General features: G+C 20.9%; 13 protein-coding genes and 1 tRNA gene. 13 read left to right on the forward strand and 1 reads right to left on the reverse strand.

All coding sequences use genetic code 11. The features are described 5' to 3' along the window. Nucleotides 1-27: 27 nt before the first annotated feature. The 8 genes from LFWB_RS03265 (at nucleotide 28) to rplS (ending at nucleotide 5,504) form a co-directional block, all read left to right on the forward strand. The gene (locus LFWB_RS03265) at nucleotides 28-1,212 is read left to right on the forward strand and encodes an acetate kinase (protein ID WP_281411831.1); all 1,185 of its coding nucleotides are present in this window, start codon (nucleotides 28-30) and stop codon (nucleotides 1,210-1,212) included. A 108-nt stretch (nucleotides 1,213-1,320) separates the two neighbouring features. Next, a tRNA-Ser gene (locus tag LFWB_RS03270) sits at nucleotides 1,321-1,408 on the forward strand. Nucleotides 1,409-1,508: 100 nt separating this feature from the next. Further along, entirely contained in the window at nucleotides 1,509-2,375 is an 867-nt protein-coding gene (locus tag LFWB_RS03275) for a thymidylate synthase (RefSeq protein ID WP_210954612.1), read from the forward strand. Then, complete coding sequence (locus tag LFWB_RS03280; RefSeq protein WP_210954613.1) at nucleotides 2,372-2,863, forward strand: dihydrofolate reductase; 492 nt, start codon at nucleotides 2,372-2,374, stop codon at nucleotides 2,861-2,863. The genes LFWB_RS03275 and LFWB_RS03280 overlap by 4 nt, the downstream gene beginning before the upstream one ends. An 8-nt stretch (nucleotides 2,864-2,871) precedes the next feature. Beyond that, nucleotides 2,872-3,705 (forward strand): lysophospholipid acyltransferase family protein, encoded by an 834-nt coding sequence (locus LFWB_RS03285; protein ID WP_210954614.1) that lies wholly within the window; start codon nucleotides 2,872-2,874, stop codon nucleotides 3,703-3,705. A gap of 232 nt (nucleotides 3,706-3,937) precedes the next feature. Further along, the gene (locus tag LFWB_RS03290) at nucleotides 3,938-4,723 is read left to right on the forward strand and encodes a Bax inhibitor-1/YccA family membrane protein (RefSeq protein WP_210954615.1); all 786 of its coding nucleotides are present in this window, start codon (nucleotides 3,938-3,940) and stop codon (nucleotides 4,721-4,723) included. Between the two features lie 46 nt (nucleotides 4,724-4,769). Next, complete coding sequence (rpsP, locus tag LFWB_RS03295; protein ID WP_210954616.1) at nucleotides 4,770-5,015, forward strand: 30S ribosomal protein S16; 246 nt, start codon at nucleotides 4,770-4,772, stop codon at nucleotides 5,013-5,015. Nucleotides 5,016-5,141: 126 nt separating this feature from the next. Next, nucleotides 5,142-5,504, forward strand: a complete 363-nt coding sequence (gene rplS / locus LFWB_RS03300) for a 50S ribosomal protein L19 (RefSeq protein WP_210954617.1) — start codon at nucleotides 5,142-5,144, stop codon at nucleotides 5,502-5,504. 429 nt (nucleotides 5,505-5,933) lie between these two features. Here the strand turns inward: rplS and LFWB_RS03305 are convergent, their stop codons facing one another. Continuing rightward, a complete protein-coding gene (locus LFWB_RS03305; RefSeq protein ID WP_210954618.1) occupies nucleotides 5,934-6,326 on the reverse strand; it encodes a hypothetical protein in 393 nt (130 codons plus the stop codon). A gap of 520 nt (nucleotides 6,327-6,846) precedes the next feature. Between LFWB_RS03305 and LFWB_RS03310 the strand changes: the two genes are divergently transcribed. From LFWB_RS03310 to LFWB_RS03330, 5 genes are all read left to right on the forward strand, one after another. Further along, nucleotides 6,847-7,587 (forward strand): hypothetical protein, encoded by a 741-nt coding sequence (locus LFWB_RS03310; protein ID WP_210954619.1) that lies wholly within the window; start codon nucleotides 6,847-6,849, stop codon nucleotides 7,585-7,587. A gap of 85 nt (nucleotides 7,588-7,672) precedes the next feature. Next, entirely contained in the window at nucleotides 7,673-8,251 is a 579-nt protein-coding gene (locus LFWB_RS03315; protein WP_210954620.1) for a hypothetical protein, read from the forward strand. Between the two features lie 42 nt (nucleotides 8,252-8,293). Further along, nucleotides 8,294-8,920, forward strand: coding sequence for a hypothetical protein (locus LFWB_RS03320; protein ID WP_210954621.1), 627 nt, complete (start codon nucleotides 8,294-8,296; stop codon nucleotides 8,918-8,920). A 79-nt stretch (nucleotides 8,921-8,999) separates the two neighbouring features. Next, nucleotides 9,000-10,382: an ATP-binding protein gene (locus LFWB_RS03325; RefSeq protein WP_210954622.1), complete on the forward strand. Its 1,383-nt coding sequence runs from the start codon at nucleotides 9,000-9,002 to the stop codon at nucleotides 10,380-10,382. Between the two features lie 119 nt (nucleotides 10,383-10,501). After that, nucleotides 10,502-12,145, forward strand: a complete 1,644-nt coding sequence (locus LFWB_RS03330) for a coiled-coil domain-containing protein (protein WP_210954623.1) — start codon at nucleotides 10,502-10,504, stop codon at nucleotides 12,143-12,145. Nucleotides 12,146-12,220: the final 75 nt, after the last annotated feature.

A 12,220-nucleotide genomic window follows, 5' to 3' on the forward strand; every position in this document is an offset into this window, starting at 1 on the left:
TAAAATTTTAAATAAAGAAAGAATATTATGAAAATTATTTCAATTAACTCAGGTAGTTCATCTTTTAAATTCAAATTATTTAATATGCCTTCTGAAGAAGTTTTATTTAATGGTTCTGTTGAAAAAATAGGAAGTGCAGAAGCTATTTTTAATATTGAATTTAACAAACAAAAACAAAAAAATATTTTATCAATTAAAGATCATCAACAAGCTATTGAGTTATTATTAGATTTTATAGTGAAAAATAAAATTCTAAATTCTTTGGACGAAATCGAAGGTATAGGGCATAGAATTGTTCAAGGGGGGGAATTATTTAATAATTCAGTTGTTTTAACGGACGAAAATATCAGAAAAATAGAAAGTTTAGAGGATTTAGCACCTTTACACACTCCCGCTAATGTTTTAGGTATTAAATTATTTAAAAAAATTCTTCCTCAAACGTTGCAAATAGGAGTTTTTGATACTAATTTTCATCAACATATTCCGAAACAAAACTTTTTATATGCTACTCCTTATGAATGGTATAGAAAATATAAATTAAGAAAATATGGTTTTCATGGCATTTCTTATCAATATATAACTGAAAAAGTCGCAGAAATTTTCAAAAAAGCTAATTTAAAAATGATAGTTTGTCACGCTGGAAATGGAGTTTCTTTGGCTGCTATTGAAAACGGTAAATCTATTGATACATCAATGGGATTAACTCCTTTAGAAGGAGTTCCTATGGGAACTAGAAGCGGAAATATCGATCCTACAGTTATATCTTTTATAACTCAAAAAGAAAATAAAACAACAGAACAAATTTTAGATATTTTAAATAAAAAATCAGGCATGTTAGGTGTTTCTGAAATTTCGAATGATTGTCGTGTTTTAGAACAAAAAATTTCAGAAAAAGATCCGCAATCTATTTTAGCTTTCGATATACAATTAAAAAGAATAGTAGATTATATAGCGAGTTATTATGTTTTATTAAAAGGAATAGATGTTTTAATTTTTACAGCAGGCATAGGAGAAAATTCATCTTTTTTTAGAAAACAAATAATTCAAAAATTAGAAATATTAAATATTTTTTTAGATAATGAAGCTAATGAAGGAACTAGAGGAATAGAAAAAATTATTTCTAACGAAAAATCTTCTGTAAAAGTAATGGTTATTCCGACAAATGAAGAGTTAAAAATAGCTCAAAATGTTTTTTATTTTAGTAAAAAATAAATAATGTTTTAAATTTATATAATTGATTTTTATTCAATACTATTTCATATAATTTATTTTATAGCGATATAAAATAAATTATATGAAATAGATTATCGTTATTGTTAAGGAGAAATACTCAAGTGGTTGAAGAGGCTTGCTTGGAAAGTAAGTAGATCGAATAGATGCAAGGGTTCGAATCCCTTTTTCTCCGCCAAAAAAGAATTAATTTGATAATTTTTTTATAATAAATATTTTTTATAATTGAATTTTTGAAAAGAAATAATTATAAAAAAATTATCAAAGGGTAAAATATAATGCAACAATATTTAAAATTATGCCGTTTAATTTTAGAAAAAGGAACTTTAAGAGAAAATAGAACTCAAATAAAAGCTAAAAGTTTATTTGGCTATCAAATGCGTTTTAATTTAGAAAAAGGGTTTCCTTTGTTAACTACTAAAAAAATAAACTTTCGTTCTATTATTCACGAACTGTTATGGTTTATCAAAGGCGACACTAATATTCGTTATCTTGTATTAAATAATGTCAAAATATGGAACGAATGGCCTTACGAAAAATACAAAAAATCTCCTTTTTTTCAAGGAGAAAATTTGTCGGAATTTATTAATAAAATAAAGGTAGATAAAGAATTTGCTGAAAAAAATGGAAATTTAGGTCCTGTTTATGGCAAACAATGGCGAGATTTTTCAGGAATCGATCAATTAAAAAAAATAATCCAAGAAATTCAAAATAATCCTTTATCTAGACGTTTAATTATTTCTTCTTGGAATCCTCCTTTGATAGATGAAATGGCGTTGCCTCCTTGTCATGTTTTAATTCAATTTTTCGTTAACCAAAATAAACTTTCTTTGCAATTATACCAAAGAAGCGGAGATGTTTTTTTAGGCATCCCTTTTAATATCGCTTCTTATTCGTTATTATTAATATTGATATCACAAATAACAAATTTAGAACCTTATGAATTCATTCATACAATAGGTGATGCGCATATTTATGAAAACCATTTAGAACAAATAAATATCCAAATAAAACGCAATCCTTATCCGTTATCTCAAATCATTTTAAATCCAAATATAAAAAGGATAGAAGATTTTAAGTTTTCAGATATCAATTTAAAAAATTATATATCGCATGATGTTTTAAAAGGAGATGTTGCTGTATGATTTCTTTGATAACAGCTTTTGATTCTAATTTTCTCATTGGTAAAGAGAATAAATTACCATGGCATTATCCAGAAGACCTTTTATTTTTTAAAAATAAAACTTTCAATAAAAATGTTTTTATGGGTTGGAACACTTATGAATCTTTAAAATTTTATTATCAAAAAAAAAAATTACCTTTTCAAAATATTTATGTTGCTAAAACATTACCTTTTTGTATATCAGGTATAATTCATGTCTCTAATGTAGAACAATTTTTAAAAGAATATCAAAATAAAAAAGAAGAAATCATAGTTATCGGTGGTAGTTCTATTTATAATCAATCATTGAAATACGCTGATAAACTATATATTACTCATATATTAAAAAGACACCAAGGTGATTCTTTTTTTCCTTTTTTTAATTTCAAAAGATACTTAATTAAAGAAAAAAAAATTAAAAATGAATTGATTTTTGCTACTTACATGCCAAAAAAAAATAATGAGGTTTAAAATAGATTATGTTTACTTTTATTCTTTTTTTTTATTTCTTTTTTTTTATGTTTTGTTCTTCATATTTAGTATTAAATTTTTATTATTTACCTGATCCAACATTGTTAAAATCATTTGTCACTATTACGTCTTTTATTTTATCTTTTTTTATTAATTTAATTTTATCTTGGGTTTGTGTATTGTTTTTTTTATTTATAGCGATGTGGTTTTCTAAAAAATTAAAAGTCGATCACCCTTTGAGAAATGAAATTATATCTAGTTTTTCAAAATTAATTATGAATTTTTTTCGTATCAAAGTTATTATTCATAATAAAGAATTAATACCTCTCAAAAATAAATTAGTTATTTATTCTAATCACAAAACTAACTTTGATCCTTTTATTATTGCTTCTATTTTTCCAAGAACTATAGCTTTCACACCTAAATCAGAACTTTATGATAGCAGAATGGGATGGTTTTTAAGTTATTGTTTTAATGCTTCTAATTGTATCAAAATAAAAAGAGAAAATAATAAAGAAACAGTAAAAAATATTATGCAAGGTATTCAAAATATTAAAAATAATTTAGGAATGATTATTTTTAATGAAGGCGGTATCAAACATAAAACTAGTGATAAAATAATAAATTCTTTAGATGGTTCTTTTAAAATAATTTTAAAAAGTGAAGCTGACGTTTTACCTATTACATTAAAAGGTTCTTGCGCTATGAGAGGTAAATGTTGGTTTAGAAGAAAAAAAGTAGAAATATTTATTCATAAAGCTTTACATTTTGAAGAATTACAAAATAATAATACAAAAGAAATTAATCAAAAAGTAACAAATATCATAAATTCTGTTTTATAAAAATATATAATAAATGTAAATTTTTATTTGATTTATATAATGAAATAAGTTATTTTATTTTCTAAATTGAGTAATAAATTATTATTTTTATTATCTTTTTATTTCAAGTTAAAAAAATATAATATATAATATATATAGAATTTATAGTTTATAATTTATGTTTATGAATAAAAAAAATAAAAATACTAATTTTTTAAAAAATTTATTTAATTAGATAGGAAGGTTTTGAAAAATGTTTCAAAATAAAACTAGAGTTAGTAATACTTTTGAAAGAATTAAAAATGATTTTTATAAAAGTCGTGCATCAAATGTAAATATTGTTTCTGATGATAAGTTAACACGTAAAGGAGTAGCTTTAAAAACAATTATATTATTGTTAGTTGTTATTTCTTGCGCTACATTTGGCACCTTAAAAGAAATAAATAAGACAGATATCTATTTAGCTTTTGGTTTTTTTTGCTTCATCGCGAGTACGATTTTTTATTATATAGGAATATTTAGTGTTACTTTATCTAAAATATTTTCTTTTCTTTATTCGATAACTCTAGGTTATGGAATAGGAATATTTTTAAATTTATTAAAAGGCGAGTATGAAGTTTTTTTTCCTATAGTTTTTTCATCATTATTATTTACTTTTTTGATTTTTATTTTTATGTCGCATCTATATTATAAAGGCATTTTATTAGCGACTTATAATTTTAAAAAAAATATGTTCCGAATTTTAATATTTGTTATAATTAGTCAAATGATTAGTTTATTATTAGCTTGTTTTGGTAATTATACAATGGAAAATTTAATACACCAAAGTGTTTTAACTATACCAATAAATATATTTCTTTTAATTTTTACATCTTTAATTTTAATTTTGCATTTTGATTATGTTGAACAAATGATATTTAACGGCATGCCTAAAAAATATGAATATCAATTATCTTTAGGTTTTGCTTCGCTTTTGGTAAGTGTTTTTTTGAGAATATTAATAACTATTTTAAGTATAGTAAGAGAAAAAGATAGATAAATAATAAAATCATTTATAAATTTTAGAAAGTAGGAATATTTAAAAAATGGCAATTAGAATGCGTTTACAACGTTTTGGCAATCATAAAAGACCTTTTTATCGTATAGTGGCCGCGGAATCACGCAATAAAAGAGACGGTAAATTTTTAGAAATATTAGGTACTTATGAACCTTTTCGTAATTTAATAAATATACATAATGATAAAGTAGAAAAATGGTTATCTACCGGAATCCAACCAACTAAAACTGTAAAAAGTTTATTAAAAAAAAATAAAAATTCAGTTAAAAAATAATTTGAATAAAAAAAATATAGATATAATAAAAAAATATCCTTAAAATTATCGATATAATTAAAAAAACACCCATAAAATGTTTTTTTATGTTATAGGATAAATAAAAATTTAAAAAGGAATCTTAATATGGATTTAAAAGGACAAAAATTAATTGATTCAATTAATACAAAAAAATTAAGAAATGTACCTGATTTTAAACCAGGAGATATGGTAAAAGTTTTTACTAAAATAGAAGAAGGAAATAAGAAAAGAATTCAAATTTTCGAAGGTTTAGTTATAAGACGTAAAGGAAGTAATATTACTGAAAATTTCACTGTAAGAAAAGTTTATTCAGGTATCGGTGTAGAACGTATTTTCCCGATTCATTCTCCTTCTTATGAAAAAATAGAAATAGTCAGAAGAGGAATGGTTCGTAGAGCTAAACTTTATTATGTAAGAGATTTATCTAATAAGGCTATCAAAATTAAAGAAGATAAACAAATTAAATAATCTAATTATTAAAAAAACAAAAAAAGAAAATAAAGTAAATATAAAATTATTTTCTTTTTTTTTTTTTTTAATAATTAGATTTAATATAAAAATATTTAAAAATAAAAATTTGAATAAATTCAATCAAAAAATAAAATTGAATATAAATTATTCATTTAATCCAATATGAGCAAAAAATTAATTTAAAAAAAATTATATAAATTATATTTAATATTTTAAGTTATCAAAATATGGAAAATTTTATTAAATATAAATAATGTTAAAATAAAAACAATCTAATAAATAATTATAATATGATATTTAAAAACTTATTATTAAATTAAATAATATATTTTAAAAATTTTACCTAAAATTTTATTAAATATGATTAAGTTATGAATTTTTTTAAACAAAAAAGATTATTAGACAACTAATAATCTTTTTTTTATATTATTTTATTTTTTTTGTAATTTTTTTTTTGAAAAAATTATTTATTGTTTTCATTTGAGTATTTTTTGCTTTTTTTAATTTTTCTATATTTTCATCTTTGTCTGATTCTGATTTTTTTTCTTCTTCAGTATTTTCAATATATATTGAATCAATTTTTTCATCTTTGTTTAATTCTGATTTTTGTTCTTCTTCGGTATTTTCAACATATGTTGAATCAATTTTTTCATCTTTGTCTAATTCTGATTTTTGTTCTTCTTCGGTATTTTCAACATATGTTGAATCAATTTTTTCGTCTTTTTCATTTTTATTTATTTTGGCAGAATCTAAAATATTTTCTTTTTCTAAATTTTCTAAAATAATATTTTTAGATTTTTTATAATGATTGTCGTTCATTATGTCCTCGGAGTTTTCAATTGAATTGTCTTTTATTTTAGGAATCTCATGCTCTGTTAAATAAGATTTTTTTAAATTTGTTTCGATTTCTTCTCGGTCGATAGATTTGTTTTTGAAAAAATAAATAGCTATAATTGCAGAAATTAAAATAAAAAAAGCAAAAATAAATAATTTTGAATTACTTTTTTTAATATTTTCTATATGTTTTATTACAAATTCCTCTTACTAATTTTAATTTTTTAATTTTAATTTTTTAATTTTAATTTTTTAATTTTTTAATTTTTTAATTTTTTAATTTTTTAATTTTATAAGTGATTTATTTTAAATCACCAAAAATATTATAAACATTTTATATATTTTTTGAACAAAAAAATATTTTTTAAATCTTTTATAAAAATAAAAAATAATTTTATATATTATGTTCATATTTAACTGCATCCTATATATTAAACATTTTTATAATTTTATTTATGATTATTTTTCTCTTTTTATTGTCTTTTTTAAAAAAGGAAAATATATTATGAAAAATAAAATAAAAAATTATGTAAAAACTTTGAATGAAATTAATGAATTATTTAATTTATATGTTGTTTTTGGTAAAAAAAATTACAAAATAAGAGAAAAAATATTTTTTTTGTTTTATGAAGAAATAATTACTTTTATAGTTTATAAAATTAAATATTATCCTAAAATTTTAGAGAAGAAAGATCTTATACAAGAAGGTGTTTTGGCAATAAATAATGCATTGATCGATTATTTAAGAAATATTTATAATTGTGATTTTGTTACTTTTGCACAAGCTAAAATCAAACAACAAATAGATAATTTAATTCGTATGAGTCATTCGCCTTCTATTCCTACAAGAGTTTATAACAAAAATAAAAAGAATAAAAAATTACATAAAAATATTAAATCTATTTGTTTAGATTGTTATATCCAAGATAAAGAATATAAATATTCATCATATTTTCCTAAATATCTTGATCCCCATCAAATTTATATAAAACAAATCTATTATGATTATTTTTTATATAAAATAAAGACCAAATTAAGCAAAATAGAATACCAAGTTATGTTATATAGTTATGGTCTTAAAGAGAATAATATTGATGCAAATTATCAATATGTTTTATCTTCGGAAGAAATAAATAATAAATTAAATATAACTAAAAAACAAATTTATAAATATAAAAATAATTCTATTACAAAATTAAAAAAAATATTTAAATATAACTATATATTAAAACAAATTATTAAATAAACAAGAGAAATGATTTATTTTTTACATTAAATTTTTATTTAATATTAGATTTTTTTTGATTTGATTTGTTAAAAAAGATAATAAAATGATTTATCGAACAAATAAAGGAAATAAAAAAATGAATGATAGAATTAAAAATCTTGTTTTAAAAATTATTTTACCTTTTTTGATATCAATTTCTTTAATTTTAACTTTATTTTCTTATAAAAATAATTCGAAAGATTTCATCAAAGAACAAAAACGATATGTTCCTGAAACTATTTTTGAAGAATTTCAGGATGTTTTGGAAGAACCCCGTAAATTAATAGATTTAATTCAATTGAGAAATGAACTTCAAAATACTATTAATAACGCTAAATTATTTTATGATTTAATTAAAGAATTGGATTCTTCTTTGGTTTCTGATTCGGAGCCAGAAACAACATCTTCAAACAATATTGAACAAAAATTAAAAGAAAATAAAATATTGCAAAAAAAAATTAGTCAATTAGAAGATGAAAATAAAATTTTTAAATCAAATTCTTTAAATAATAACCCGAATAAACCTGCATCTTCACAAGAAGGAATAGAAATGGATTTATATGAAGAATTATTAGAAAAAAATAAAAAATTAGAAGAAGAAATTGATCAATTGAAATTTGAAATGGAATTATATAAAAAATAAATTATTATTTTATTAAAAAAATAAAAAAAAGGTGTTCGCGATATGTTGAAAATAAATAATATAAAATGTAAAATTTATTTTTTTATTTTTATTTTTTTATCTATGATTTTCCTTATATTAGCTATTTATAATAATTTACAACAATATAAGGAAGAAGAGATTAAATTATTAAATGATTTTCCAGTTTTTGAAGTGGAATATGTCGGCGGCGATAACAAAAAAAAAACTCTTATTCCTATCGAAATACCTAATTTTAATATAGAAAAATATAAACATCTTATTAATGTAGAGCATTCAGCTATTCTTTTTTCTAAACAAATGCAATTAAAAGAACCTTTATTTTTAAAAATAAAAATTATTTTAGATACAAAAAATACTTTTGATAAACCTGAAGATTATTTTAATTTACGTATTATTACTGTTGACAAAAATAATAAAAAAGAAATTTATGCGGAAGACCACAAACCTTGTTATTTTGAAATGGAAGAAAATGAAATACAAAAAATTCAAATCAATACTCAGATTGAGCAAATAAAAATTATTAATACATTAGAAGAACCAAAATTATTCCTGTTGTATAATTATGAAATAGTAGATAGTCAAGGTAAATCTATTATAGGCGGTACTAATGAAATTACCCAAAATATACAAAATATCGTTAATAAATAATCATTTTTTTATTTATAAGGACTTTTTATAACTTTTTTAAATTTTGTTTTATAATTAAAAATATAAAAAGGTTTAAAATATGACAAAAGAAATAAATTTCGATAATGATAAATTTTTTTGGTATTTCAAAAATATTATATTGATTGTTTTGAGTTTGATTTCTTGTGTTTTGGTTTTTTATATTTGGGAACATCATAATATTCTTTTAAATAACGAAAAACAGATTACGCAAATTAATAAAAATCTTCTGAAATTAGAAAAATTTAATAATCATATACAAAATAATATTAAAAAATTGGAAAAAAATTTAAGTTCTGAAAATGATTCAAATAATGAATTGTTTCCAGAAAATAAAGATAATTTTAAAAAGATAAATAATTCTGATGATAATATTTTTTTAGCGAGCGAAAATTTTGTATCTAAAAATTATAATAAATTTTTAAGTTTCGACCAACTATCATGTTTAAACGAAGCTAAATCTGTAGCCAAAGGGTTTATTAATTTTTTTAAATATAAAGAAACTTTTCAAAATCGTGGTAAAGTATCTGTTCCAAAAGGTTTAATGATGTATGGAACACCTGGTTGTGGGAAAACTATTTTTGCAAGTTCGATTGCTAAAGAAACCGAATTACCTTTTATTGATGTTTCTTGTTCTGTTTTTGCACAAGAATTGGTTGGTAAAGCTCCTAAAATGGTGGTAGAATTATTTGACCTTGCCAAAAAAGCAGCTAGTAAAAGCGGCAAAGGAGCTATTATTTTTTTAGATGAGTGTGAAAATGTTTTCTTAAATATTAGCAGTTTGAAACCTGGTTCGGAGATTGCTAATGTGGTAAATGAATTTAAAATCCAATTAGAACCTCGACCTGAAGATATTAATTTTGAACAACCTATTTTTGTTATCGCTGCTACTAATCATATAGATGGTATTGAACCAGCTATTTTATCACGTTTCACTCATAGCCTTGAATTAAAACCTGGCGATAAAGAAGAACGTAAAATACAATTACAAGATATATTAAAATCTAATCAATTTCCTATTACGAAGGAAGCTAAAGAATTTTTATTAGAAATTATTAATAATGCATTAGAATATTTACCACCTCAATATGAAAAAGATATAAATGGTCTTTTAATAGAAATTCCTATTGAAAAAAACTTTAAAAAAGCTTATCGTGTTTTAGATATTTTAATCAAAGAAGCTAGTTTAAAATCTATTGAAAGAGAAATTAATAATTTGAAAATAAAAAAAGAATGTTCTCATCCTCAACATAAAGAACGTTTTGTTAATAATCAAATTTTTATAGAAAATAATAATAAAAAACAAAAAACCGATGCTTCTATTTTAGGAAATTGTTGCGAATGTAAAGCTATTAATATTGAAGATTTAAGAAATTCTTATCAAGTGGTTATAGATAATACGTTAGCTTCTTTAAAAAAAGCAGAATCTATAGCCAAAAGTTAATTTCAATAATAATTGTATTATTAAAATTTATAAATATATTTATTTCGTTATGTACAATCTTTTTTAAAAAAATATAATTTATTTATTTTTATAACAAAAGAAAGAAAGGATATAATAATATGTTTTCTTTTTTCGGAATTGTATTTAATTTTTTTCATTTTTTCAAATACTGGGTATGGATTATATTTATTTTAATTATATTATTTATTGTTTTTTTTATTTATAGAAAATTTACTGGCCAAAATTTTTTAGATTCTAAAAATAGTATTTATATTTTGTTTTTTACTTTATTCATTATTGTTGTTTTGTTTTTCTTGTTAAAAAAAGAATCCATTACTAAAAATTATGATAAATTAATTATAGAAGTTGATAAAATTATTGAAGAATATGATAATTTATTAAATAAATATAAAGGTTTATCTTCTAGTTGGCAAAAAGAATTCGATGATGTAGAAAGTAAATTAACCCAACTTTTAGAATCTCAAAATATAGGCGGATTGGAGAAAGAAAAAATAAAAAATACAATGGAAAAAAATGAAACAGATATTTTAAAAATAAAAGCGCAATTAAGTGATGTACAGGGTGAAATTTCTATTGAAAAAGGAAAATTAATAGATTTAGAGAAAGAAAAAATTAAAATTGAAAACGAAATTAAAGAAAAAAACAAAGAATTAGAAAAAGAAATTAATGCCCAAAAAAGAAATAAATTATTTTCAGAAATAGAAGAATTACAAAAAAAACAAATGAAAATAGTAGAAGAGATAACTAATACTAAAATTAAAATTCAAAAATTAGAAAAAACTGAAGAATCCTTGATAAAACAATTAAAAATAGCAGAAGAATTCAAACAACATTTGATTCAATCTATGGATTCATTAAATATAGAATTAAAAAAAATAGCATCACAAATAGTTTCGGTTGAAGAAAGAAAAAAAGAAATTAAAAAAGAAATAGATGAATTAAATGCTAAAATAGAGCTAATTAAAACAGAAAAAGAAGCTTATCAGGTTTTAAAATATCATTTATTATTACTTAGACAAAATGCTGAAAATTGGGAAAGAGAAAATTCTTTTTCTTGGGGTAGTTTAGTAAAAACTGTTTTCAAAGTTTTTGATACAATTAGTGATTTTTTACCTATTAAAACAGGTTTTCGTTTGAATCAAAATCAATTAGAATTTGATAGATATTCTGAGAAACAAAATATCAATAATAATGAATATTCTACATTAAGTTTACCTAAAGAACATCGTATTTCTAGAATAATAGATAGTTTAACACAAAAACCAGGAGAAGGCCCTAAAACTATTAGTGTTGAGCTTTTAAAGATGTATATGGAAGAAATTAATAGAGATATTAAACAATTAGAAAACGATTATGTCAATTATGAACAAACTTTTAATAATTATAAAGAAAAATTTACTGATAATTCTATATTGAATGAAGTAAGAGATTTAAAGGTTAAAATGACTAAAGAAAATGATAAAACTATAGGAGTTTATTCTGAATGGATTGGTTCTTATGAACAAACTATAGAAGAACTAGAAAAGAAAAGAACCGAAGTTATAGAAAAAGACAATCATATTAATACGATGGAAAATTTACAAAAACAAAAAAATAAAGTAGAAGAAAATATTCAAGATAAAGAAATAGAATATGTAGAATTACAAAAACAAAATCCTAATTATGATAAAATCCAACAAATGATTACGAATAAGAAAAATGAAAAAACTCAAATAAAAGTCCCCCAATTTCAAAGAGTATAAAATTCATAATAATTTTAATTTATTCTTTTTTTAGAAAAAAAGTTTATTATTTGTTGATATTATGTTTATTTTATT

The sequence above is a fragment of the Candidatus Phytoplasma luffae genome (assembly GCF_018024475.1).
Lineage (GTDB): Bacteria > Bacillota_I > Bacilli_A > Acholeplasmatales > Acholeplasmataceae > Phytoplasma > Phytoplasma luffae.